Genomic DNA, 23,515 nt, shown 5'->3' with positions numbered 1-23,515 from the left:
GCAAGATCCTCTTTAGACTTTTGTACCCTTAAATTTGGTGAGGCTCCGTCTCGCCAATTTTTGGCTTTCTTGCAAGACAATAGAGTCGCAAGACAATCAGTGGAGCTAGTAGATGGCAACTATCAACCAGCTGGTACGTCAGCCGCGTAAGCGTTCGGTCGAGAAGTCCGACGTTCCTGCGCTGCAGAACTGCCCGCAACGTCGTGGCGTGTGCACCCGCGTGTACACCACCACGCCGAAAAAACCTAACTCGGCACTGCGTAAAGTATGCCGTGTGCGTCTGACCAACGGTTTCGAGGTTTCCTCGTACATCGGTGGTGAAGGCCACAACCTGCAAGAGCACAGCGTCGTCCTGATCCGTGGCGGCCGTGTAAAAGACTTGCCAGGTGTTCGTTACCACACCGTTCGCGGCTCTCTGGATACTTCGGGCGTCAAAGGCCGTAACCAGGGTCGTTCGAAGTACGGTGCCAAGCGTCCGAAGTAATCGGCCGTTTGCACATATCCATTTTTTTGAGTCGATAAGAGTAAGGTCGGGCAGGGGTCGAAGACCCACGTCCCGGGCTAACCTGAAGACCGTTTGAGGGCTTATCATGCCAAGACGTCGTGTAGCAGCAAAACGTGAGATCCTGGACGATCCGAAGTACGGATCCCAGATCCTCGCCAAGTTCATGAACCACGTGATGGAAAGCGGCAAGAAGGCTGTGGCCGAGCGCATCGTTTACGGTGCCCTGGATGCAGTCAAAGCACGCAAGAACAGCGACCCCCTGGAAATCTTCGAGAAAGCTCTCGACGCCATCGCTCCGCTGGTCGAAGTAAAGTCCCGCCGTGTCGGCGGTGCCACTTACCAGGTCCCGGTTGAAGTTCGTCCGTCCCGTCGTAACGCTCTGGCAATGCGCTGGCTCGTAGACTACGCCCGCAAGCGCGGCGAGAAGTCGATGGCTCTGCGCCTGGCCGGTGAACTGCTGGATGCTGCCGAAGGCAAAGGTGCTGCAGTCAAGAAGCGTGAAGACGTTCACCGTATGGCTGAAGCCAACAAAGCGTTCTCGCACTACCGCTTCTAATTCAAGCATCAATCATTTTGCGAGGGCTTTATGGCTCGTACTACAGCAATTAACCGCTACCGTAACATTGGTATCTGTGCCCACGTTGATGCGGGCAAGACCACCACTACCGAGCGGATCCTGTTCTACACAGGTCTGAGCCACAAAATGGGCGAGGTGCATGACGGCGCCGCGACCACCGACTGGATGGTGCAGGAGCAGGAGCGCGGTATCACCATTACCTCCGCTGCCGTTACCACCTTCTGGAAAGGTTCCCGTGGTCAGTACGACAACTATCGCGTAAACGTCATCGATACCCCCGGCCACGTTGACTTCACCATTGAAGTTGAGCGTTCGCTGCGTGTACTCGACGGCGCGGTCGTTGTGTTCTGCGGTACCTCCGGCGTTGAGCCGCAGTCCGAAACCGTATGGCGTCAGGCCAACAAGTACGGCGTTCCACGTGTTGTCTACGTGAACAAGATGGACCGTGCCGGTGCCAACTTCCTGCGCGTTGTCGGTCAGATCAAGAACCGCCTGGGTCACACCCCGGTTCCGGTCCAGCTGGCTATCGGTGCGGAAGACGACTTCCAGGGTCAGGTTGACCTGATCAAGATGAAAGCCATCTACTGGAACGACGACGACAAGGGTACTACCTACCGCGAGGAAGAGATTCCTGCCGAGCTGGTGGACCTGGCCAACGAATGGCGCAGCAACATGGTCGAGGCTGCTGCCGAAGCCAACGAAGAGCTGATGAACAAGTACCTTGAAGAAGGTGACCTGTCCGTCGAAGACATCAAGGCTGGTCTGCGTGCCCGTACCCTGGCGAGCGAGATCGTTCCTGCTGTCTGCGGTTCCTCGTTTAAGAACAAGGGCGTTCCCCTGGTTCTCGACGCCGTTATTGACTTCCTGCCTGCGCCAACCGAGATCCCTGCGATCAAGGGTATCCACCCTGATCTGATCGACGTGCCGAAGGATGAAGTTACTCCGGAGCAGTACGACGAGCGTCCTGCTGACGACAACGAGCCGTTCTCGGCGTTGGCGTTCAAGATTGCCACTGACCCGTTCGTGGGTACTCTGACCTTCGTCCGCGTCTACTCGGGCTTCCTGACCTCCGGTGACTCCGTCATCAACTCGGTCAAGGGCAAGAAAGAGCGCGTCGGTCGTATGGTGCAGATGCACGCCAACCAGCGTGAAGAGATCAAGGAAGTACGTGCAGGCGACATCGCTGCTCTGATCGGCATGAAGGACGTCACCACTGGTGACACCCTGTGCAATGCCGACAAGCCGATCATCCTTGAGCGTATGGACTTCCCTGAGCCGGTGATTTCGCTCTCCGTAGAGCCGAAGACCAAGGCTGACCAGGAGAAGATGGGTATCGCGCTGGGCAAGCTGGCCCAGGAAGACCCATCGTTCCGCGTCAAGACCGACGAAGAAACCGGCCAGACCATCATCTCCGGTATGGGTGAGCTGCACCTGGACATCCTCGTTGACCGCATGAAGCGCGAGTTCAACGTCGAGTGCAACGTCGGCAAGCCGCAGGTTTCGTATCGCGAGAAGATCACCAAATCCAACGTCGAGATCGAAGGTAAGTTCGTTCGTCAGTCGGGTGGTCGTGGTCAGTTCGGTCACTGCTGGATCCGTTTCTCGGAGCCGGACGTTGACGAGAAGGGCAACATCACCGAAGGTCTGGTGTTCACCAACGAAGTCGTTGGTGGTGTGATTCCTAAGGAATTCATCGCCCCGATCCAGAAGGGTATCGAAGAGCAGATGAAAAACGGCGTTGTTGCCGGTTATCCGCTGCTCGGCCTGAAGGCTACGGTATTCGACGGTTCGTACCACGACGTCGACTCCAACGAAATGGCGTTCAAGATCGCCGCTTCGATGGCGACCAAGCAACTGGCCCAGAAGGGCGGTGGCGTGGTGCTTGAGCCGATCATGAAGGTCGAAGTTGTAACCCCGGAAGACTACCTGGGTGACGTGATGGGTGACCTGAGCCGTCGTCGTGGGATGATCCAGGGTAATGAAGACTCGGTGTCCGGCAAGGTAATCACTGCTGAGGTACCGCTCGGAGAGATGTTCGGTTACGCAACCGACGTTCGTTCCATGTCTCAGGGTCGCGCAAGCTACTCCATGGAATTCTCCAAATACGCCGAAGCTCCGTCGAACATCGTCGAAGCACTCGTTAAAAAACAAGGCTAATCCCCTTTAGGCAAGAGGTTCACTGTCGTGGCTAAAGAAAAATTTGATCGTTCCCTTCCCCACGTTAACGTCGGCACTATCGGCCACGTTGACCACGGTAAGACCACTCTGACTGCAGCGCTGACCCGCGTCTGCTCCGAAGTTTTCGGTTCGGCCGTCGTTGAGTTCGACAAGATCGACTCGGCTCCGGAAGAAAAAGCTCGCGGTATCACCATCAATACCGCGCACGTCGAGTACAACTCGAACATTCGTCACTACGCTCACGTTGACTGCCCAGGTCACGCTGACTACGTGAAGAACATGATCACCGGTGCTGCCCAGATGGACGGCGCGATCCTGGTTTGCTCGGCCGCCGATGGTCCGATGCCACAAACCCGTGAGCACATCCTGCTGTCCCGTCAGGTTGGCGTTCCGTACATCGTGGTCTTCCTGAACAAGGCTGACCTGGTAGACGACGCTGAGCTGCTGGAACTGGTCGAGATGGAAGTTCGCGACCTGCTGTCCACCTACGACTTCCCAGGCGACGACACCCCGATCATCATTGGTTCGGCTCGTATGGCGCTGGAAGGCAAAGACGATAACGAAATGGGCACTACCGCTGTCAAGAAGCTGGTAGAAACTCTGGATGCCTACATCCCTGAGCCAGTTCGTGCCATCGACCAGCCGTTCCTGATGCCAATCGAAGACGTATTCTCGATCTCGGGTCGTGGTACCGTTGTTACCGGTCGTATCGAGCGTGGTATCGTCCGCGTTCAGGACGCCCTGGAAATCGTTGGTCTGCGTGACACCACCACCACCACCTGCACCGGTGTTGAGATGTTCCGCAAGCTGCTGGACGAAGGTCGTGCTGGCGAGAACTGCGGCGTTCTGCTGCGTGGTACCAAGCGTGACGACGTTGAGCGTGGCCAGGTTCTGGTCAAGCCAGGTTCGGTCAAGCCGCACACCAAGTTCACCGCAGAAGTCTACGTCCTGTCGAAGGAAGAAGGCGGCCGTCACACTCCGTTCTTCAAAGGCTACCGTCCTCAGTTCTACTTCCGTACCACTGACGTGACCGGTAACTGCGAACTGCCGGAAGGCGTTGAAATGGTAATGCCAGGTGACAACATCCAGATGACTGTCACCCTGATCAAGACCATTGCAATGGAAGACGGTCTGCGTTTCGCCATCCGTGAAGGCGGTCGTACCGTCGGCGCCGGCGTCGTAGCCAAAATCATCGAGTAATCACTCGACCGATTGAAAAAGCCCCCGCTCAGCGGGGGCTTTTTTTATTGGGTTGACACTAAATTGGGGCGTCTATAGAATCACGCCTCCTTTTAGCGGGCGTAGTGCGTCCGTTGGGAACAGCCTGGAGTCTGAAATCCAATGCAAAATCAGCAAATCCGTATCAGGTTGAAGGCTTTCGACCATCGCCTGATCGACCAATCCACCCAGGAAATCGTGGAAACCGCGAAACGTACTGGTGCACAAGTGCGTGGTCCAATTCCACTGCCTACCCGCAAAGAGCGTTTCACCGTTCTGGTCTCTCCGCACGTCAACAAAGACGCGCGTGACCAGTACGAGATTCGCACTCATAAGCGTGTTCTGGACATCGTCCAGCCAACGGATAAAACCGTTGACGCGCTGATGAAGCTCGATCTGGCGGCCGGCGTGGAAGTACAGATCAGCCTCGGCTAAGACTTCGGTCTGGTCGTGTAACGCTCTGAAATGGGCGGCCATAGCGGGTGAAAGCCCCGTACACTCATGAGGTTTACAACATGACTATTGGTGTAGTCGGTCGGAAAGCGGGCATGACCCGTATTTTCACCGAAGAAGGTGTCTCCATTCCGGTCACGGTCATTGAGATCGAGCCGAATCGCGTCACCCAGTTCAAAACCGAAGAAACTGATGGCTACCGTGCAGTGCAAGTCACTGTCGGCGAGCGTCGTGCTTCGCGTGTGACCGCCGCTCAGGCAGGCCACTTTGCCAAGGCCAACGTTGCCGCTGGTCGCGGTGTCTGGGAGTTCCGTCTTGAAGAAGGCGATTTCCAGGCTGGCGATCTGATCAAAGCTGAACTCTTCACTGCAGGCCAGCTGGTAGACGTAACCGGTCAGTCCAAAGGTAAAGGCTTCGCCGGTACCATCAAGCGCTGGAACTTCCGTGGTCAAGATAACACCCACGGTAACTCCGTATCGCACCGTGTCCCTGGCTCCATCGGCCAGTGCCAGACTCCTGGTCGTGTATTCAAGGGCAAGAAAATGTCCGGTCACATGGGCGCTGAGCGCGTGACTGTGCAGTCCCTGGAAGTAGTACGCGTAGACGCTGAACGCAACCTGCTGCTGATCAAGGGTGCCGTTCCAGGCGCTACTGGCGGCGACGTGGTTGTGCGTCCAGCTGTCAAGGCTCGCGGGTAAGGGGAAACTGACATGCAACTTAATGTAAATGACGCTCAGGCGATCGAAGTTTCCGAACTGACTTTCGGTGGCGAATTCAACGAGACGCTGGTACACCAAGCAGTCGTGGCCTACATGGCCGGCGGCCGTCAGGGCACCAAGCAGCAGAAGACCCGTTCTGACGTGGCCGGTGGCGGTAAGCGCCCATGGCGTCAGAAAGGTACTGGCCGTGCTCGTGCCGGTACTACCCGTGGTCCGATCTGGCGTGGCGGTGGTGTAACCTTCGCAGCTCGTCCTCAAGATCACTCGCAGAAGCTCAACAAGAAGATGTACCGCGCAGCCCTGCGCTCCATCCTCGCCGAGCTGGTGCGTAGCGACCGTCTGGTCGTGGTTCAGGACTTCGCTGTCGAAGCACCGAAAACCAAAGATCTGCTGAACAAGCTGAACGGCATGGGTCTGAGCGACGTACTGATCGTTTCGGACGCTGTTGATCAGAACCTGTACCTGGCTGCTCGTAACCTGCCGCACGTCGATGTACGTGACGTTCAAGGTTCCGACCCGGTCAGTCTGATCGCATACGAGAAAGTGTTGATCACTGTCTCGGCCGTGAAGAAATTCGAGGAGCTGCTGGGATGAACCAGGAACGCGTATTCAAAGTCCTCCTTGGCCCGCACGTTTCCGAGAAGGCTACCGTTCTGGCTGAGAAAAAAGGCCAGTTCGTATTCAAGGTTGCTACCGATGCAACCAAGCTGGAAATCAAGAAAGCTGTCGAAGGCCTGTTCAACGTAAAAGTTGAAAACGTGTCGACTGTTAACGTTCTGGGTAAAACCAAGCGTACCGCACGTGGTCTGGGCAAGCGTAATGACTGGAAGAAGGCGATCGTCTCCCTTCAGCCAGGCCAAGATCTCGATTTCAGCAGCAGTGCTGAGTAAGGAAGGGGTGCATCATGGCAATCGTTAAATGCAAACCGACTTCCCCTGGCCGCCGTTTCGTGGTCAAGGTGGTCAACAAGGAGCTGCACAAAGGCGCTCCTCACGCACCGCTGATCGAGAAGAAATCGAAGTCTGGTGGTCGTAACAACAATGGCCGCATCACCACGCGTCACGTGGGTGGTGGTCATAAGCAGCACTACCGTCTGGTCGACTTCCGTCGCAACGACAAAGATGGCATCCCAGCCACTGTCGAGCGTATCGAATACGATCCAAACCGTACTGCTCACATCGCCCTGCTGTGCTACGCAGACGGTGAGCGTCGCTACATCATCGCCCCTAAAGGCGTGAGTGCTGGCGACCAGCTGATCGCAGGTGCCCTGGCCCCAATCAAGGCCGGTAACTCCCTGCAACTGCGCAACATTCCAGTAGGTAGCACCATTCACGGCATCGAATTGAAGCCGGGTAAAGGTGCTCAGATCGCACGTTCCGCTGGTGCTTCGGCTCAGCTGATCGCCCGTGAAGGCGTCTACGTGACCCTGCGTCTGCGCTCTGGTGAAATGCGTAAAGTCCTGGCTGAGTGCCGTGCGACCCTGGGCGAAGTCTCGAACTCCGAGCACAGCCTGCGTTCGCTGGGTAAAGCTGGTGCCAAACGCTGGCGCGGCGTTCGCCCAACCGTTCGTGGTGTTGCCATGAACCCGGTTGACCACCCACATGGTGGTGGTGAAGGTCGTACCTCCGGTGGTCGTCATCCGGTATCGCCATGGGGCTTCCCAACCAAGGGTGCCAAAACCCGTGGTAATAAGCGTACCGACAACATGATCGTCCGTCGTCGCAAGTAACTAGAGGGATACGACAGTGCCACGTTCTCTGAAAAAAGGTCCTTTTATCGATCTTCACCTGTTGAAGAAGGTCGAAGTGGCGGTGGAGAAGAACGATCGCAAGCCAGTTAAAACCTGGTCGCGCCGTTCGATGATCCTGCCACAAATGGTCGGTCTGACCATCGCGGTACACAACGGTCGCCAACACGTCCCAGTTCTCGTGAACGAAGACATGGTCGGCCACAAACTGGGCGAGTTCGCCGGTACCCGCACCTACCGCGGGCACGTGGCTGACAAGAAAGCCAAGCGTTAAGGGGTAAGGAAATGGAAGTAGCCGCTAAGTTGTCGGGCGCTCGCATCTCCGCCCAGAAAGCCCGCTTGGTCGCCGACCAGATCCGCGGGAAGAAGGTGGGCGAAGCGCTCAACCTGTTGGCCTTCAGCAGCAAAAAAGCCGCTGAAATCATGAAGAAAGTCCTCGAGTCGGCCGTTGCCAACGCCGAACACAACGAAGGCGCAGACGTTGATGACCTGAAGGTCTCCACCGTCTTCGTCAACGAAGGGCGTTCGCTGAAGCGCATCATGCCACGTGCCAAAGGCCGTGCTGATCGCATCGTCAAGCGGTCTTGCCATATCACTGTCAAGGTTGCGGACAAGTAACGGAGTCGATCAGATGGGTCAGAAAGTACATCCCACTGGCATTCGCCTGGGAATCGTCAAGGAGCACACCTCCGTCTGGTACGCAGACGGCGCGACTTACGCAGATTACCTGCTCAAGGATCTGCAAACTCGCGAGTACCTCCAAGACAAACTAAAAAGCGCGTCCGTTAGCCGTATCGATATTCATCGCCCGGCTCAAACTGCACGCATCACCATCCACACCGCTCGTCCCGGTATCGTTATCGGCAAGAAAGGTGAAGATGTTGAGAAGCTGCGTCAGGACCTGACCAAGCAGATGGGTGTGCCTGTGCACATCAACATCGAAGAGATCCGCAAGCCGGAACTCGACGCCATGCTGGTTGCTCAGAGCGTAGCCCAGCAGCTGGAACGCCGCGTAATGTTCCGTCGCGCCATGAAGCGCGCCGTGCAGAACGCCATGCGTATTGGTGCCAAGGGCATCAAGATCCAGGTGAGCGGTCGTCTCGGCGGCGCCGAGATCGCACGTACCGAGTGGTATCGCGAAGGTCGTGTGCCCCTGCACACCCTGCGTGCCGATATCGACTACAACACCTACGAAGCTCACACCACCTACGGTGTGATCGGTGTGAAGGTTTGGATCTTCAAAGGCGAAGTTATTGGTGGTCGCCAGGAAGAGCTGAAGCCGCAAGCACCAGCGCCTCGTAAAAAAGCTGCTAAGTAAGGGGTACGCCAAATGTTGCAACCAAAGCGTACAAAATTCCGCAAGCAGATGACCGGCCACAACCGTGGTCTGGCACTGCGCGGTAGCAAGGTCAGCTTCGGCGAGTTCGCTCTGAAAGCTGTCGCCCGCGGTCGTCTCACCGCTCGCCAGATCGAGTCGGCACGTCGTGCCCTGACCCGTCACGTTAAGCGTGGCGGCAAGATCTGGATCCGTGTGTTCCCGGACAAGCCGGTTACCAAGAAGCCTCTCGAAGTGCGGATGGGTAAAGGTAAGGGTTCCGTGGAATACTGGGTTGCCCAGATTCAGCCAGGCAAAGTCCTGTACGAGATCGAGGGTGTTTCTGAAGAGCTGGCGCGCGAAGCTTTCGCCCTGGCTGCTGCAAAGCTGCCACTCGCCACCTCCTTTGTTAAGCGGACGGTGATGTGATGAAAGCGAATGAACTTCGTGAAAAATCCGCACAGCAACTGAATGAGCAACTGCTCGGCTTGCTGCGCGACCAGTTCAATCTGCGCATGCAGAAAGCAACTGGCCAGTTGGGGCAGTCGCACCTGCTCTCGCAAGTTAAGCGTGACATCGCTCGCGTGAAAACTGTGCTCAACCAGCAGGCAGGTAAGTGATCATGGCTGAAGCTGAAAAAACCGTCCGTACGCTGACTGGCCGTGTCGTCAGCGACAAAATGGACAAGACCATCACCGTTCTGATCGAGCGTCGCGTAAAGCACCCGATCTACGGTAAATACGTTAAGCGTTCGACTAAGCTGCACGCGCACGACGAAGCCAACCAGTGCAAGATCGGCGACAAGGTTTCCATCCGTGAAACCCGTCCGCTGGCCAAGACCAAGTCCTGGGCACTGGTTGAAGTCCTCGAACGCGCTGTTGAAGTCTAAGGGCTAGGGGTCGGAGAAATTTTATGATTCAGACTCAATCCATGCTCGATGTGGCCGATAACAGCGGCGCTCGTCGCGTCATGTGCATCAAGGTGCTCGGCGGTTCCCACCGTCGTTACGCCGGTATCGGTGACATCATCAAAGTTACCGTCAAGGAAGCAATTCCTCGCGGTAAGGTCAAAAAAGGCCAGGTGATGACCGCTGTTGTCGTCCGTACCCGTCACGGTGTACGTCGCGCTGACGGTTCCATCATTCGTTTCGACGGCAACGCTGCTGTTCTGCTGAACACCAAGCAAGAGCCGATCGGTACTCGCATCTTCGGGCCAGTGACCCGTGAACTTCGTACCGAGAAGTTCATGAAGATCGTTTCGCTCGCCCCTGAAGTGCTCTAAGGAGATCCGACATGCAAAAGATTCGTCGTGACGACGAGATCATCGTGATCGCCGGCAAAGACAAGGGTAAGCGCGGTAAGGTGCTGAAGGTTCTGGCTGATGACCGTCTGGTCATCGGTGGCGTGAACCTGGTCAAGCGTCATACCAAGCCTAACCCGATGGCGGGCGTTCAGGGCGGTATCGTCGAAAAAGAAGCGCCACTGCACGCTTCCAACGTTGCCATCTTCAACAGCGAAACCAACAAGGCTGACCGCGTTGGCTTCAAAGTAGAAGAAGGCAAGAAAATTCGTGTCTTCAAGTCGACCCAAAAAGCGGTTGATGCTTGAACACTGCTAGGTAGAAGACCATGGCACGACTGAAAGAGATTTACCGGAACGAAATCGCTCCCAAGCTTAAGGAAGAACTTAAGCTGTCGAACGTGATGGAAGTTCCGCGCGTTACCAAAATCACCCTGAACATGGGTCTGGGCGAAGCGATCGGCGACAAGAAAGTCATCGAGCACGCTGTTGCCGACCTGGAAAAGATCACCGGTCAAAAGCCGGTCGTGACTTTCGCTCGTAAATCCATCGCGGGCTTCAAAGTCCGTGAAGGCTGGCCGATCGGCGTCAAGGTGACCCTGCGTAGCGACAAGATGTACGAATTCCTGGACCGCCTGCTGGCGATCTCCCTGCCTCGGGTTCGCGACTTCCGCGGCCTGAATGCCAAGTCCTTCGATGGTCGTGGCAACTACAGCATGGGCGTGAAAGAGCAGATCATCTTCCCGGAAATCGACTACGACAAGATCGATGCTCTGCGCGGTTTGGACATCACCCTGACCACCACTGCTCGTTCGGACGACGAAGGCCGCGCTCTGCTGCGTGCTTTCAAGTTCCCGTTCCGCAACTGATTGGAGTAGGAAAATGGCCAAGAAGAGCATGAAGAACCGCGAGCTGAAGCGTCAGCTCACGGTAGCCAAGTACGCCAAAAAGCGTGCCGAGCTGAAAGCGACCATCGTCAACCTGAACGCCTCTCCAGAAGAGCGTTTCGCTGCCGTTGTCGCCCTGCAGAAGCAACCACGTGACGCCAGCGCTTCGCGCATGCGTAACCGTTGCCGCATCACCGGTCGTCCGCACGGCGTGTACCGCAAGTTCGGCCTCGGTCGTAACAAGCTGCGCGAAGCCGCCATGCGTGGTGACGTGCCGGGTCTGGTCAAGGCCAGCTGGTAATCCCGGTTGGCGTGACCACCGGTGGAAGGGGGCGATCTTCCGACCGCCGGTGACCTCGCATTGAAACAAGCCCCTATATGGGGCTTGTTTCGTTTCTGCCTTGTGTCTAGAATGACCGGCTCACCTGAGCCCGGGTTTTTTGCCCTGCCTGTTCGGGTGGTTGTGATAGCCGCAAGGCTAATAATTCTTGTATCAGGAGCATCTAGCCCATGAGTATGCAGGACCCGTTAGCGGACATGCTAACTCGCATCCGTAATGCCCAGATGGCTGAAAAGTCTGTCGTAAGCATGCCTTCTTCTACCCTGAAGGTCGCGGTTGCCAAAGTACTGAAAGACGAAGGCTACATCGCTGGCTACGAAGTCAACGGCGAAGCCAAGCCTTCCCTGTCGATCGAACTCAAGTACTTCGAAGGCCGTCCGGTCATCGAGGAACTGAAGCGTACCAGCCGTCCTGGCCTGCGCCAGTACAAGGCCGTCTCTGAGCTGCCGAAAGTACGTGGCGGCCTGGGCGTGTCTATCGTCTCCACCAACAAAGGTGTGATGACTGACCGCGCTGCGCGCGCTGCCGGTGTCGGCGGCGAAGTTCTGTGCACAGTGTTCTAAGGGGAGATAGGCATGTCTCGCGTCGCTAAGAACCCCGTTAAGCTGCCAGCAGGCGTCGAAGTCAAATTCGCCGGTCAGCAGCTTTCGGTAAAGGGTGCCAAGGGCACTCTCGAACTGAACGTTCACTCGTCTGTTGAAGTTACCGAAGAAGCTGGTGAGCTGCGTTTCGTCGCTCGCAACGGTGACCAGCAAGCTCGCGCCATGGCCGGTACCACCCGCGCCCTGGTGAACAACATGGTCCACGGCGTAAGCCAAGGCTTCGAGCGCAAGCTCCAGCTGGTCGGTGTTGGTTACAAAGCTCAGGCCAAAGGCACCGTCCTGAACCTGGCTCTGGGCTTCTCGCACCCAGTGGATTACGAACTGCCAGCCGGTATCACCGCTGAAACCCCAAGCCAGACCGACATCCTGATCAAGGGTATCGACAAGCAGCTGGTGGGTCAGGTGGCCGCTGAAGTCCGCGGTTTCCGTCCGCCAGAGCCTTACAAGGGCAAGGGTGTGCGTTACGCGGACGAAGTAGTCCGTCGTAAAGAAGCCAAGAAGAAGTAGGGCCTAGCAAATGACCGACAAAAAAGTTATTCGACTGCGTCGCGCTCGCAAAGCACGCCTGAAAATGCACGAGCTCGAAGCCGTGCGTCTGTGCGTGTTCCGCTCCTCGCAGCACATCTATGCCCAGGTCATTTCGGCCGACGGCAGCAAGGTTCTGGCAAGCGCCTCTACCTTGGACAAAGAACTGCGTGATGGCGCCACTGGCAACATCGACGCGGCCACTAAGGTTGGCAAGCTGGTAGCTGAGCGCGCGAAAGCCGCCGGTGTATCTCAAGTTGCCTTTGACCGTTCCGGCTTCAAGTACCATGGCCGCGTCAAGGCGCTGGCTGATGCTGCTCGTGAAGGCGGGCTGGAGTTCTAAGTTATGGCAAATAACGATCAAAAGCGCGACGAAGGCTACATCGAGAAGCTGGTTCAAGTTAACCGCGTAGCCAAAACCGTTAAAGGCGGCCGTATCTTCACCTTCACCGCGCTGACCGTGGTAGGTGATGGCAAGGGTCGTGTTGGCTTTGGCCGTGGCAAATCGCGCGAAGTACCTGCCGCGATCCAGAAAGCCATGGAAGCTGCTCGTCGCAACATGATTCAGGTTGACCTGAAGGGCACCACCCTGCAGTACGCCACCAAGGCCGCCCACGGCGCCTCGAAGGTGTACATGCAGCCTGCCTCGGAAGGTACCGGTATCATCGCCGGCGGCGCAATGCGTGCCGTCCTGGAAGTTGCTGGTGTTCAGAACGTCCTGGCCAAGTGCTACGGTTCGACCAACCCGGTGAACGTGGTTCACGCCACCTTCAAGGGTCTGAAAGCCATGCAATCCCCTGAGTCCATTGCTGCCAAGCGCGGCAAGACTGTTGAGGAGATCCGCTGATCATGGCAACCGTCAAAGTAACGCTGATCAAGAGCGTCTCGGGCCGTATCCCTAACCACAAGCTGTGCGTGAAGGGTCTGGGTCTGCGTCGTATCGGTCACACTGTAGAAGTCCAGGATACTCCCGAGAACCGCGGGATGATCAACAAGGCTTACTACATGCTGAAGGTCGAGGGTTAATCGATGAAACTCAATGATCTGAGTCCAGCGCCGGGTTCCCGTCGCGAGAAGCACCGTCCGGGCCGTGGTATCGGTAGCGGTCTGGGTAAGACCGGTGGCCGTGGTCACAAAGGTCAGACCTCCCGTTCCGGTGGTTCCATCGCTCCAGGCTTCGAAGGCGGTCAACAGCCGCTGCACCGTCGCCTGCCGAAGTTCGGCTTCGTTTCCCTGAAAGCCATGGATCGCGCCGAAGTGCGTCTGTCCGAGCTGGCCAAGGTGGAAGGCGATCTGATCACCGTTCAGTCCCTGAAGGACGCCAACGTGATCGGCCAGCACGTACAGCGTGTGAAAATCATGCTGTCGGGCGAAGTCACTCGCGCAGTCACCCTCAAGGGTATCGCCGTCACCAAAGGTGCACGTGCGGCTATCGAAGCAGCTGGCGGCAAGTTCGAGGAATAAATGGCTAAGCAAGGTGCTCTCTCTTCGCTCGGTAAGGGCGGGATGTCGGAACTCTGGGCTCGTCTGCGTTTTCTGTTCATGGCGATCATCGTCTATCGGATTGGCGCGCACATCCCGGTACCAGGCATTAACCCGGACCGTCTCGCGGATCTGTTCCGGCAGAATGAGGGGACCATTCTTAGCTTGTTCAACATGTTTTCCGGCGGCGCGCTGGAGCGCATGAGCATCTTTGCACTGGGGATCATGCCGTACATCTCGGCATCGATCATCATGCAGCTCATGACCGCTGTCAGCCCGCAGCTGGAGCAGTTGAAGAAGGAAGGTGAAGCTGGCCGTCGCAAGATCAGCCAGTACACCCGCTACGGCACCGTTATCCTGGCGCTGGTTCAAGCCATTGGCATGTCCATTGGCCTGGCCAACCAGGGCGTGGCGTTTTCTGTTGGCCTCGGCTTCCATGTCGTCGCCGTCTCCACCTTCGTGGCGGGCGCGATGTTCATGATGTGGCTGGGTGAGCAGATCACCGAGCGCGGTGTGGGCAACGGTATCTCGATGTTGATCTTCGCAGGTATCGTTGCCGGTCTTCCGAGAGCAATCGGGCAGTCTTTCGAGTCTGCACGCACAGGCGATATCAACATCTTCGCCCTGGTCGCAATCGGTTTGCTGGCAGTAGCGATTATCGGCTTCGTGGTGTTCATCGAGCGTGGTCAGCGTCGTATCGCCGTTCACTACGCCAAGCGTCAGCAGGGCCGCAAGGTCTTCGCTGCGCAGACCAGCCACCTGCCGCTGAAAGTGAACATGGCGGGCGTAATTCCGGCCATTTTCGCGAGCAGCATCTTGCTGTTCCCGGCTTCGCTGGGTGCCTGGTTCGGTCAGTCTGAAGGTATGGGCTGGCTGCAGGACATCTCGCAGTCGATCGCTCCTGGTCAGCCGTTGAACATTCTGCTGTTTAGTGCAGGGATTATTTTCTTCTGCTTCTTCTACACAGCGTTGATGTTCAACCCGAAAGACGTAGCGGAAAACCTGAAGAAGTCCGGTGCCTTTATTCCGGGTATCCGTCCTGGTGAGCAGTCGGCGCGCTACATTGATGGCGTTCTGACCCGTTTGACCATGTTCGGTGCTCTTTACATGATGGCCGTGTGCCTTCTGCCCCAGTTCCTGGTGGTAGCAGCAAACGTGCCGTTCTACCTTGGCGGGACCTCGTTGCTGATTGTGGTAGTGGTTGTGATGGACTTCATGTCCCAAGTACAATCGCACCTCGTTTCGCACCAGTACGAATCCCTGATGAAGAAAGCCAACCTGAAAGGCTACGGCGGCAGCGGTCTGCTGCGCTGATTTAGCCCCTTAAGGTTCGAGGAGTCGGTAATGAAAGTTCGTGCATCGGTGAAAAAGCTGTGCCGCAACTGCAAGATCATTCGTCGCGAAGGTATCGTGCGCGTGATCTGCAGCGCGGAACCGCGTCACAAGCAGCGCCAAGGCTGAGTGTGATCCGCGCTTCAAACCCAGCAGCTAGTGTGCTGCTGGGTTGATTATTCGTTTCTACAGCGATATTATCTCGCGCCCTATTTCTTGGCTTCCGGGGCGTAGGTAGCTGTCAATTGGAGTCCCACTGAATGGCCCGTATTGCAGGCGTCAACATTCCAGATAACAAGCATACTGTTATCTCGCTGACCTACATCTATGGTGTCGGTCGCACAACTGCACAGAAGATCTGTGCGGATGCTGGTGTAAACCCAGCCGCTAAGATCAAGGATCTGAGCGACGAGCAAATCGAAACCCTGCGTGGCGAAGTCGCGAAGTTCACCACCGAAGGTGACCTGCGCCGTGACATCAACATGAAGATCAAGCGCTTGATGGACCTGGGTTGCTACCGCGGCCTGCGTCATCGTAAAGGTCTGCCGGTTCGCGGTCAGCGCACCAAGACCAACGCACGCACCCGTAAGGGCCCGCGTAAGCCGATCCGCAAGTAATCGCCCAGGAATATAGACATGGCAAAACCTGCTGCTCGTCCTCGTAAAAAAATCAAAAAGACAGTGGTTGATGGCATCGCCCACATCCATGCGTCTTTCAACAACACCATCGTGACCATCACCGACCGTCAGGGCAACGCACTGTCCTGGGCTACTTCCGGTGGTTCGGGTTTCCGTGGTTCGCGCAAATCCACCCCGTTCGCAGCACAGATCGCTGCTGAGCGTGCTGGTCAAGCTGCGCTGGAATACGGTCTGAAGAACCTCGACGTGAACGTCAAGGGTCCAGGTCCAGGTCGTGAGTCCGCCGTTCGTGCACTGAACAGCTGCGGCTACAAGATCGCCAGCATCACCGACGTGACGCCAATCCCGCATAACGGGTGCCGTCCGCCGAAGAAGCGTCGCGTGTAATCAGGAGACAGATAAATGGCACGTTACATTGGTCCAAAATGCAAACTGTCTCGCCGTGAAGGCACTGACCTGTTCCTGAAGAGCGGCGTTCGCGCTCTGGAATCGAAGTGCAACATCGAAGCAGCCCCAGGTATCCACGGCCAGCGCCGTGGCCGTCAGTCCGACTACGGTACCCAGCTGCGCGAGAAACAAAAAGTCCGTCGTATCTACGGTGTTCTGGAGCGTCAGTTCCGCGGTTACTACCAAGCTGCTGCCTCGAAAAAAGGCGCAACCGGTGAGAACCTGCTGCAACTGCTCGAGTGCCGTCTGGATAACGTCGTTTACCGTATGGGCTTCGGCTCGACTCGTTCCGAGTCCCGTCAGCTGGTTTCGCACAAAGCGATCAGCGTCAACGGTAAGACTGTAAACATTCCATCCTACCAAGTTCGTCCGGGTGACGTGGTCTCGGTTCGCGAGAAGTCGCTGAACCAGCTGCGCATTGTTCAAGCCCTTGAACTGTGCGCCCAGCGTGGCCGCGTTGAGTGGGTTGATGTGGATGCTGCTAAAAAGTCGGGCGTTTTCAAGAACGTTCCTGCTCGCAGCGACCTGTCCGCCGACATCAACGAAAACCTGATTGTCGAGCTCTACTCCAAGTAAGGGCTAGAAAATAGGTGCATCCATGCAGATTTCGGTAAATGAGTTTCTGACACCCCGTCACATCGACGTGCAGGTTGTCAGTCCAACCCGCGCCAAGATCACGCTCGAGCCTCTCGAGCGTGGCTTCGGCCATACCCTGGGCAACGCGCTGCGCCGCATCCTGTTGTCCTCCATGCCTGGCTGTGCAGTAGTCGAGGCCGAGATCGATGGCGTACTCCACGAGTACTCCGCGATCGAAGGTGTACAGGAAGACGTCATTGAAATCCTGTTGAACCTGAAAGGCCTGGCTATCAAACTGCACGGTCGTGACGAAGTTACGCTGACCTTGTCGAAAAAGGGTTCGGGGGTGGTTACCGCTGCCGATATTCAGCTGGATCACGATGTCGAGATCGTCAACCCCGATCACGTAATCGCGAACCTGGCGTCCAACGGCGCCCTGAACATGAAGCTCACTGTAGCTCGTGGTCGCGGTTACGAGCCGGCCGACTCCCGTCAGACTGACGAAGACGAAAGCCGCAGCATTGGCCGTCTCCAGCTGGACGCCTCGTTCAGCCCGGTGCGTCGTATCGCCTACGTGGTCGAGAACGCCCGTGTTGAGCAGCGTACCAACCTGGACAAGCTGGTCATCGATCTGGAAACCAACGGTACCCTGGATCCTGAAGAGGCTATCCGTCGTGCCGCGACCATCCTGCAACAGCAGCTGGCCGCGTTCGTCGACCTCAAAGGTGACAGCGAGCCGGTTGTGGTCGAGCAGGAAGACGAGATCGATCCGATCCTGCTGCGCCCGGTTGACGACCTGGAACTGACTGTACGTTCGGCCAACTGCCTCAAGGCGGAGAACATCTACTACATCGGCGACCTGATTCAGCGTACCGAAGTAGAGCTGTTGAAGACTCCTAACCTGGGCAAGAAGTCCCTGACTGAAATCAAGGACGTCCTGGCCTCCCGTGGTCTGTCTCTCGGCATGCGCCTCGACAACTGGCCGCCTGCAAGCCTTAAGAAAGACGACAAGGCGACTGCCTGATCGTCGTAATCACCGAACGTTGTGTTTGGTAAGGAATGAATCATGCGTCATCGTAAAAGTGGACGTCACCTGAGCCGTACCAGCTCTCACCGCAAAGCTATGTTCCAGAACATGGCTGTGTCGCTGATCGAGCACGAGCTGATCAAAACCACCCTGCCGAAAGCCAAGGAACTGCGCCGCGTTGCCGAGCCGCTGATCACCCTGGCCAAGGAAGACAGCGTTGCCAACCGTCGTCTGGCCTTCGACCGTACCCGTTCGAAGTCCGCCGTTGGCAAACTGTTCAACGACCTGGGCAAGCGTTACGCCACCCGTCAGGGCGGCTACCTGCGTATCCTGAAGTGCGGTTTCCGCGCTGGCGACAACGCGCCTATGGCGTACGTCGAGCTGGTTGATCGTCCGGTCGGTGGTGCTGTAGAAGCTGCCGAGTAAGACGTTCTGTCTGCTACAAGAAACCGGGCCTAGGCCCGGTTTTTTGTTGTCTGGTGAATTGTTATTTTCTATTGATATAAGTCACTTAATGAATTTGTCCTTGTAACCTCGCTCGACAATACTCTCCTCAAGCCGATTAGCCGGCAATTCAAGACCGATCAGGAGAGCCCATGAGCAAGATTCTCACTACCGCCAGCGGTGCACCCGTAGCCGACAACCAGAACTCCCGTTCCGCAGGCCCTCGTGGCCCGCTGCTGCTCGACGACTTCCACCTGCTCGAGAAGCTTGCCCACTTCAACCGCGAGAACATCCCGGAGCGTCGCGTGCACGCCAAGGGCTCCGGCGCCTACGGTACCTTCACCGTCACCCGCGATATCACCGAGCTCACCAGTGCCAAGCTGTTCGACAGCATCGGCAAGCAGACCGAAACGTTCCTGCGGTTCTCCACCGTGGGCGGCGAACGCGGCTCTGCGGATACCGAACGCGACCCGCGTGGTTTTGCGGTTAAGTTCTACACCGAGGAAGGCAACTGGGACATTGTTGGCAACAACACACCTGTGTTCTTCATTCGCGACCCGCTGAAGTTCCCTGACTTCATCCACACCCAGAAGCGCCACCCGCAGAGCAACCTGAAGAACGCGCAAATGATGTGGGACTTCTGGTCGCATTCGCCCGAGGCACTGCACCAGGTCACCATCCTGTTCTCTGATCGGGGCATTCCCGACGGCTACCGTCACATGCACGGTTTTGGCAGCCATACCTATAGCCTGATCAACGCCAGCGGCGAGCGGACCTGGGTCAAATGGCACTTCAAGACCCAGCAAGGCATCAAGAACCTGGCGCCGGCCGAGGCCGCCCGCCTGGCCGGTAGCGATCCAGACTATGCTCAGCGTGACCTGTTCGAGGCCATCGAGCGCGGCGATTTCCCGCGTTGGACCGTGTGCATCCAGGTGATGAGCGAGGCCGAGGCGGCCAGCCGCGACGAAAACCCGTTCGATGTGACCAAGACCTGGTCGCAGAAGGACTACCCGTTGATCGAAGTCGGTGTGCTGGAGCTCAACCGCAACCCGCTCAACTACTTCGCCGAGGTTGAGCAGGCGGCGTTCGGGCCCAGCAACATGGTCCCCGGGGTTGGCCTGTCGCCAGACCGCATGCTGCAGGGGCGTGTGTTCGCCTATGCCGATGCGCATCGCTACCGCGTAGGCACCAACCACCAGCAACTGCCGGTCAATGCGCCGCGCAGCCCGGTGAACAGCTACCAACGCGACGGCTCCATGGCCATCGGCGCATACGGCGGCGCTCCTAACTACGAGCCCAACAGCCATGCAAGCGCGCCGAAGCAATCGCCGCAGCATGCCGAGCCCGCACTGGCCCTGAACGGCTCGGCGGATCGTTACGATCACCGTGAGGACAACGATTACTACAGCCACGCCGGGGCACTGTTCCGTCTGATGAGCGATGAGCAGAAGGCGCTGTTGATCAACAACATCGCCGGGACCATGGCCGGTGTCAGCGACGATGTCATCCAGCGTCAGCTGCAGTACTTCTATAAGGCTGATCCGGCCTACGGCGAAGGGATTGCCAAGGCATTGGGCGTGAATCTCGGCTAAGTCGAAGTGATAAGAAGAACCGCCCTCATTTGGGCGGTTTTTCAATGAATATCACTACTGTTTAGCCGATTTTTTGCTTCTAATTGCGCGTTTTTCAGTGACCGCGAGCAAAACCTGGTTCACACTAGCCCTATTGACGTATTCACACGGAGAAGCAGGGCGATGCAAGGTCACCCGGACGTAATCAACTATCTCGTCACGTTGCTGAAGGGCGAACTGGCAGCACGCGATCAGTACTTTATTCACTCGCGCATGTACGAAGACTGGGGCCTGACCAAGCTCTATGAACGTATCAACCACGAGATGGAAGAAGAGACGCAGCACGCCGATGCCCTGATGCGCCGTATCCTCATGCTCGAAGGTACTCCGGACATGCGCGCCGACGACCTGGAAGTGGGCAGCACCGTGCCGGAGATGATCGAGGCCGACCTCAAGCTCGAGTACAAGGTACGTGCCGCGCTGTGCAAGGGCATCGAGCTGTGCGAACTGCACAAGGACTACATCAGCCGCGACATCCTGCGCGCGCAGCTGGCCGACACCGAAGAAGATCATACCTACTGGCTGGAGAAGCAGCAGGGTCTGATCAAGGCGATCGGCCTGGAGAACTACCTGCAGTCGCAGATGTAAGTTATCCACAGCCCTACGAAAAAGCCCCTGGCACCGACGGTACCAGGGGCTTTTTCATGTCAGCGACTCCACTCAGGCCCGGTCACGCTCCAGCAGTGGCTTGAGGTAGTGGCCGGTGTACGACTGCTTCATCTTGCTCAGCTCTTCTGGCGTGCCACAGGCAATGATCTGGCCGCCTTTGGACCCACCTTCCGGCCCCAAATCCACCAGCCAGTCGGCGGTCTTGATCACATCCAGGTTGTGCTCGATGACCACCACGGTGTTGCCGTGGTCACGCAGGCGGTGCAGCACGTCCAGCAGTTGCTGGATATCGGCGAAGTGCAGGCCGGTGGTCGGCTCGTCGAGGATGTACAGGGTCTTGCCTGTGTCGCGCTTGGACAGCTCGCGGGACAGCTTGACCCGCTGCGCTTCGCCGCCCGACAGCGTGGTCGCCGATTGCCCCAGCTTGATGTACGACAGGCCCACATCCATCAGGGTCTGCAGCTTGCGCGCCAGGGCCGGCACCGCGTCGAAGAACTCGCGGGCATCCTCGATGGTCATTTCCAGCACCTCGTGGATGTTCTTGCCCTTGTACTTGATCTCCAGGGTTTCGCGGTTGTAGCGCTTGCTCTTGCACACGTCGCACGGCACGTAGATGTCCGGCAGGAAGTGCATCTCCACCTTGATCAGGCCGTCGCCCTGGCAGGCCTCGCAGCGCCCACCCTTGACGTTGAACGAGAAGCGCCCTGGGCCGTATCCGCGCGAACGCGATTCCGGCACCCCGGCGAACAGCTCGCGGATCGGCGTGAAGATGCCGGTGTAGGTAGCCGGGTTCGACCGTGGCGTACGGCCGATCGGGCTCTGGTCGATATCGACCACCTTGTCCAGGTGCTGCAGGCCATCGACGCTGGCGTGCGGCGCCGCTTCCAGGCTGCTTGCCCCGTTTAGCGCAGTAGCGGCCAGGGGGAACAGGGTGTTGTTGATCAGCGTCGATTTGCCCGAGCCGGACACACCGGTCACGCAGGTCAGCAGGCCGATCGGCACTTCCAGGTCGACGTTCTGCAGGTTGTTGCCGCGCGCGCCCTTGAGTTTGAGCGACAGCTTCTTGTTGCGCGGGGTGCGCTTGGCCGGCACGACGATCTTCTTGCGTCCGGACAGGTATTTGCCAGTCAGCGAGTCGGGATGCGCCATCACCTCCTCGGGTGAGCCCTCGGCGACGATCTGCCCGCCATGCACGCCAGCGCCCGGGCCGATGTCCACCACGTAGTCGGCCAGGCGGATGGCGTCCTCGTCGTGCTCGACCACGATCACCGTGTTACCCAGGTCGCGCAGGTGGTTGAGCGTTGCCAGCAAGCGGTCGTTATCGCGCTGGTGCAGGCCGATCGAGGGCTCGTCGAGGATGTACATCACGCCCACCAGGCCTGCGCCGATCTGGCTGGCCAGGCGGATACGCTGGGCCTCGCCGCCAGACAGGGTATCGGCGCTGCGGTCCAGGGTCAGATAGTCGAGGCCGACGTTGACCAGGAACTGCAGGCGTTCGCAGATTTCCTTGAGAATCTTCGCCGCGATCTCGCCACGGCGGCCGGTGAGGCTCAGCGCGCCGAAGTAATTGCTGGCTTCGCCGATCGGCAGGTTGGTCACTGCCGGCAGGGTCTTCTCACCCACCCAGACGTGGCGCGCTTCGCGGCGCAGGCGGGTGCCGCGGCAATCAGGGCAGGGCTGGGTGCCGAGGAACTTGGCCAGCTCTTCACGCACGGTGGCCGACTCGGTCTCGCGATAGCGACGCTCAAGGTTCGGCACGATGCCTTCGAACGGGTGCGAGCGCTTGACGATGTCGCCACGGTCGTTGAGGTACTTGAAGTCGACACTCTGCTTGCCACTGCCTTGCAGGATGACCTTCTGGTGCTCGGCGGACAGCTCGCCGAACGGTTCCTCCAGGCTGAAGCCGTAATGCGCGGCCAGCGAGCCGAGCATCTGGAAGTAATAGACGTTGCGCCGGTCCCAGCCGCGAATCGCGCCTTCGGCCAAGGTCAGCTCAGCGTTGACCAGGCGCTTGGTGTCGAAAAACTGCTTGACCCCCAGGCCATCGCAGGTCGGGCAGGCGCCAGCCGGGTTGTTGAAGGAGAACAGCTTCGGCTCCAGCTCGCTGATCGCGTGGCCGCACACCGGGCAGGCGAAGCGCGCCGAGAAGATCACTTCTTCGCCTTCCTCGTCGTCCATCGGCGCTACCAGGGCGATGCCGTCGGCCAGCTTGAGCGCGGTCTCGAAGGACTCGGCCAGGCGCTGCTGCAGGTCGGCGCGGACCTTGAAACGGTCTACCACCACATCAATGCTGTGTTTCTTCTGTTTGTCGAGCTTGGGCAACTCGTCGAGCTCGTACAGCTTGCCGTTGACCCGGGCGCGTACGAAACCCTGGGCGCGCAGCTCGTCGAACACCGCCAGGTGCTCACCCTTGCGCTCGCGGATAACCGGCGCCAACAGCATCAGCTTGCTGCCTTCGGGCTTTTCCAGCACCAGGTCGACCATCTGGCTGATCGTTTGCGCCTCAAGCGGGATGTCATGGTCCGGGCAGCGTGGGGTGCCGACGCGGGCATAGAGCAGGCGCAGGTAGTCGTAGATCTCGGTGATGGTGCCGACGGTCGAGCGCGGGTTGTGCGAGGTCGACTTCTGCTCGATGGAGATGGCCGGCGACAATCCTTCGATGGTGTCGACGTCGGGTTTTTCCATCATCGACAGGAACTGCCGGGCATAGGCCGACAGCGACTCGACATAGCGGCGCTGGCCTTCGGCGTACAGCGTGTCGAACGCCAGCGAGGACTTGCCGGACCCGGACAGGCCGGTGATCACGATCAGTTTGTCCCGGGGCAGGGTCAGGTCGATGTTCTTCAGGTTGTGGGTACGCGCCCCACGGATCAGGATCTTGTCCACTACGGCCTCGCTCGGCGGGCATAAACAAAGCAGTATACGGCGCGCTGCCAGTACGCGGCAAAGCGTCGCGTATATGCCG

General features: G+C 58.0%; 35 protein-coding genes. 34 read left to right on the top strand and 1 reads right to left on the bottom strand.

Going from position 1 to position 23,515, the window contains the following annotated elements; translation table 11 throughout:
* The first annotated feature begins 112 nt into the window (after positions 1–112).
* The 34 genes from rpsL (at position 113) to bfr (ending at position 20,529) form a co-directional block, all read left to right on the top strand.
* Positions 113–484 (top strand): 30S ribosomal protein S12, encoded by a 372-nt coding sequence (gene rpsL / locus KHO27_RS19650; protein WP_214500661.1) that lies wholly within the window; start codon positions 113–115, stop codon positions 482–484.
* Positions 485–590: 106 nt separating this feature from the next.
* Positions 591–1,061 (top strand): 30S ribosomal protein S7, encoded by a 471-nt coding sequence (rpsG, locus tag KHO27_RS19645; RefSeq protein WP_023628750.1) that lies wholly within the window; start codon positions 591–593, stop codon positions 1,059–1,061.
* Between the two features lie 30 nt (positions 1,062–1,091).
* Positions 1,092–3,239, top strand: a complete 2,148-nt coding sequence (fusA, locus tag KHO27_RS19640) for an elongation factor G (protein WP_054893561.1) — start codon at positions 1,092–1,094, stop codon at positions 3,237–3,239.
* Positions 3,240–3,266: 27 nt separating this feature from the next.
* Positions 3,267–4,460: an elongation factor Tu gene (gene tuf / locus KHO27_RS19635; protein WP_038707241.1), complete on the top strand. Its 1,194-nt coding sequence runs from the start codon at positions 3,267–3,269 to the stop codon at positions 4,458–4,460.
* 141 nt (positions 4,461–4,601) lie between these two features.
* Positions 4,602–4,913, top strand: coding sequence for a 30S ribosomal protein S10 (rpsJ, locus tag KHO27_RS19630; RefSeq protein WP_003186070.1), 312 nt, complete (start codon positions 4,602–4,604; stop codon positions 4,911–4,913).
* Between the two features lie 80 nt (positions 4,914–4,993).
* Positions 4,994–5,629, top strand: coding sequence for a 50S ribosomal protein L3 (gene rplC / locus KHO27_RS19625; protein WP_011531887.1), 636 nt, complete (start codon positions 4,994–4,996; stop codon positions 5,627–5,629).
* 12 nt (positions 5,630–5,641) lie between these two features.
* Complete coding sequence (gene rplD, locus KHO27_RS19620; RefSeq protein WP_003255485.1) at positions 5,642–6,244, top strand: 50S ribosomal protein L4; 603 nt, start codon at positions 5,642–5,644, stop codon at positions 6,242–6,244.
* A complete protein-coding gene (gene rplW / locus KHO27_RS19615) occupies positions 6,241–6,540 on the top strand; it encodes a 50S ribosomal protein L23 (protein WP_003255484.1) in 300 nt (99 codons plus the stop codon). Before rplD ends, rplW begins: the two co-directional genes overlap by 4 nt.
* 14 nt (positions 6,541–6,554) lie before the next feature.
* The gene (gene rplB / locus KHO27_RS19610) at positions 6,555–7,379 is read left to right on the top strand and encodes a 50S ribosomal protein L2 (RefSeq protein ID WP_003255483.1); all 825 of its coding nucleotides are present in this window, start codon (positions 6,555–6,557) and stop codon (positions 7,377–7,379) included.
* 16 nt (positions 7,380–7,395) lie between these two features.
* A complete protein-coding gene (gene rpsS, locus KHO27_RS19605) occupies positions 7,396–7,671 on the top strand; it encodes a 30S ribosomal protein S19 (RefSeq protein ID WP_003255482.1) in 276 nt (91 codons plus the stop codon).
* An 11-nt stretch (positions 7,672–7,682) separates the two neighbouring features.
* Positions 7,683–8,015, top strand: a complete 333-nt coding sequence (rplV, locus tag KHO27_RS19600; RefSeq protein WP_003103908.1) for a 50S ribosomal protein L22 — start codon at positions 7,683–7,685, stop codon at positions 8,013–8,015.
* Between the two features lie 13 nt (positions 8,016–8,028).
* Positions 8,029–8,715 (top strand): 30S ribosomal protein S3, encoded by a 687-nt coding sequence (gene rpsC, locus KHO27_RS19595; RefSeq protein ID WP_011531889.1) that lies wholly within the window; start codon positions 8,029–8,031, stop codon positions 8,713–8,715.
* 12 nt (positions 8,716–8,727) lie between these two features.
* Entirely contained in the window at positions 8,728–9,141 is a 414-nt protein-coding gene (gene rplP, locus KHO27_RS19590; RefSeq protein WP_009397508.1) for a 50S ribosomal protein L16, read from the top strand.
* The gene (gene rpmC, locus KHO27_RS19585; RefSeq protein WP_002555481.1) at positions 9,141–9,332 is read left to right on the top strand and encodes a 50S ribosomal protein L29; all 192 of its coding nucleotides are present in this window, start codon (positions 9,141–9,143) and stop codon (positions 9,330–9,332) included. The genes rplP and rpmC overlap by 1 nt, the downstream gene beginning before the upstream one ends.
* 2 nt (positions 9,333–9,334) lie before the next feature.
* Positions 9,335–9,601, top strand: coding sequence for a 30S ribosomal protein S17 (rpsQ, locus tag KHO27_RS19580; RefSeq protein WP_003255478.1), 267 nt, complete (start codon positions 9,335–9,337; stop codon positions 9,599–9,601).
* 23 nt (positions 9,602–9,624) lie between these two features.
* Entirely contained in the window at positions 9,625–9,993 is a 369-nt protein-coding gene (rplN, locus tag KHO27_RS19575) for a 50S ribosomal protein L14 (protein WP_008089810.1), read from the top strand.
* Between the two features lie 11 nt (positions 9,994–10,004).
* Complete coding sequence (gene rplX / locus KHO27_RS19570) at positions 10,005–10,319, top strand: 50S ribosomal protein L24 (RefSeq protein WP_023629180.1); 315 nt, start codon at positions 10,005–10,007, stop codon at positions 10,317–10,319.
* A gap of 20 nt (positions 10,320–10,339) precedes the next feature.
* Complete coding sequence (gene rplE / locus KHO27_RS19565; protein WP_003255474.1) at positions 10,340–10,879, top strand: 50S ribosomal protein L5; 540 nt, start codon at positions 10,340–10,342, stop codon at positions 10,877–10,879.
* A gap of 13 nt (positions 10,880–10,892) precedes the next feature.
* Positions 10,893–11,198, top strand: coding sequence for a 30S ribosomal protein S14 (gene rpsN, locus KHO27_RS19560; protein ID WP_023629181.1), 306 nt, complete (start codon positions 10,893–10,895; stop codon positions 11,196–11,198).
* 209 nt (positions 11,199–11,407) lie between these two features.
* A complete protein-coding gene (gene rpsH / locus KHO27_RS19555) occupies positions 11,408–11,800 on the top strand; it encodes a 30S ribosomal protein S8 (RefSeq protein WP_023629182.1) in 393 nt (130 codons plus the stop codon).
* 12 nt (positions 11,801–11,812) lie between these two features.
* Positions 11,813–12,346: a 50S ribosomal protein L6 gene (rplF, locus tag KHO27_RS19550; RefSeq protein WP_038707244.1), complete on the top strand. Its 534-nt coding sequence runs from the start codon at positions 11,813–11,815 to the stop codon at positions 12,344–12,346.
* Positions 12,347–12,356: 10 nt separating this feature from the next.
* Positions 12,357–12,707, top strand: coding sequence for a 50S ribosomal protein L18 (rplR, locus tag KHO27_RS19545; protein WP_023629183.1), 351 nt, complete (start codon positions 12,357–12,359; stop codon positions 12,705–12,707).
* A gap of 3 nt (positions 12,708–12,710) precedes the next feature.
* Positions 12,711–13,211, top strand: coding sequence for a 30S ribosomal protein S5 (gene rpsE / locus KHO27_RS19540; RefSeq protein WP_046857343.1), 501 nt, complete (start codon positions 12,711–12,713; stop codon positions 13,209–13,211).
* Between the two features lie 2 nt (positions 13,212–13,213).
* Positions 13,214–13,390 carry a 50S ribosomal protein L30 gene (gene rpmD / locus KHO27_RS19535; protein ID WP_011531895.1) on the top strand — a complete coding sequence of 59 codons (177 nt, stop codon included), beginning with the start codon at positions 13,214–13,216 and terminating at the stop codon, positions 13,388–13,390.
* Between the two features lie 3 nt (positions 13,391–13,393).
* Positions 13,394–13,828, top strand: coding sequence for a 50S ribosomal protein L15 (rplO, locus tag KHO27_RS19530; protein WP_011531896.1), 435 nt, complete (start codon positions 13,394–13,396; stop codon positions 13,826–13,828).
* On the top strand, positions 13,829–15,160 hold the full coding sequence (gene secY, locus KHO27_RS19525; RefSeq protein ID WP_003257108.1) for a preprotein translocase subunit SecY: 1,332 nt from the start codon (positions 13,829–13,831) through the stop codon (positions 15,158–15,160).
* A 30-nt stretch (positions 15,161–15,190) separates the two neighbouring features.
* Entirely contained in the window at positions 15,191–15,307 is a 117-nt protein-coding gene (gene rpmJ / locus KHO27_RS19520; RefSeq protein ID WP_011531897.1) for a 50S ribosomal protein L36, read from the top strand.
* A gap of 131 nt (positions 15,308–15,438) precedes the next feature.
* Positions 15,439–15,795 carry a 30S ribosomal protein S13 gene (gene rpsM, locus KHO27_RS19515; RefSeq protein WP_003255457.1) on the top strand — a complete coding sequence of 119 codons (357 nt, stop codon included), beginning with the start codon at positions 15,439–15,441 and terminating at the stop codon, positions 15,793–15,795.
* 18 nt (positions 15,796–15,813) lie between these two features.
* Positions 15,814–16,203, top strand: coding sequence for a 30S ribosomal protein S11 (gene rpsK / locus KHO27_RS19510; RefSeq protein WP_012270237.1), 390 nt, complete (start codon positions 15,814–15,816; stop codon positions 16,201–16,203).
* Between the two features lie 15 nt (positions 16,204–16,218).
* A complete protein-coding gene (gene rpsD / locus KHO27_RS19505; RefSeq protein ID WP_023629185.1) occupies positions 16,219–16,839 on the top strand; it encodes a 30S ribosomal protein S4 in 621 nt (206 codons plus the stop codon).
* A gap of 22 nt (positions 16,840–16,861) precedes the next feature.
* Positions 16,862–17,863 carry a DNA-directed RNA polymerase subunit alpha gene (locus tag KHO27_RS19500; RefSeq protein WP_003255452.1) on the top strand — a complete coding sequence of 334 codons (1,002 nt, stop codon included), beginning with the start codon at positions 16,862–16,864 and terminating at the stop codon, positions 17,861–17,863.
* Positions 17,864–17,905: 42 nt separating this feature from the next.
* On the top strand, positions 17,906–18,292 hold the full coding sequence (gene rplQ / locus KHO27_RS19495; protein WP_003255451.1) for a 50S ribosomal protein L17: 387 nt from the start codon (positions 17,906–17,908) through the stop codon (positions 18,290–18,292).
* Positions 18,293–18,462: 170 nt separating this feature from the next.
* Entirely contained in the window at positions 18,463–19,902 is a 1,440-nt protein-coding gene (locus tag KHO27_RS19490; protein ID WP_214500660.1) for a catalase, read from the top strand.
* Between the two features lie 162 nt (positions 19,903–20,064).
* Complete coding sequence (bfr, locus tag KHO27_RS19485; RefSeq protein WP_028690240.1) at positions 20,065–20,529, top strand: bacterioferritin; 465 nt, start codon at positions 20,065–20,067, stop codon at positions 20,527–20,529.
* A gap of 72 nt (positions 20,530–20,601) precedes the next feature.
* On the opposite strand, the gene uvrA is transcribed toward bfr, so the two are convergent.
* Positions 20,602–23,436, bottom strand: a complete 2,835-nt coding sequence (gene uvrA, locus KHO27_RS19480) for an excinuclease ABC subunit UvrA (RefSeq protein ID WP_046857340.1) — start codon at positions 23,434–23,436, stop codon at positions 20,602–20,604.
* Positions 23,437–23,515: the final 79 nt, after the last annotated feature.

Source organism: Pseudomonas sp. RC3H12, assembly GCF_018596375.1.
GTDB lineage: Bacteria > Pseudomonadota > Gammaproteobacteria > Pseudomonadales > Pseudomonadaceae > Aquipseudomonas.
This window is presented reverse-complemented; position numbering and strand designations above follow the sequence as displayed.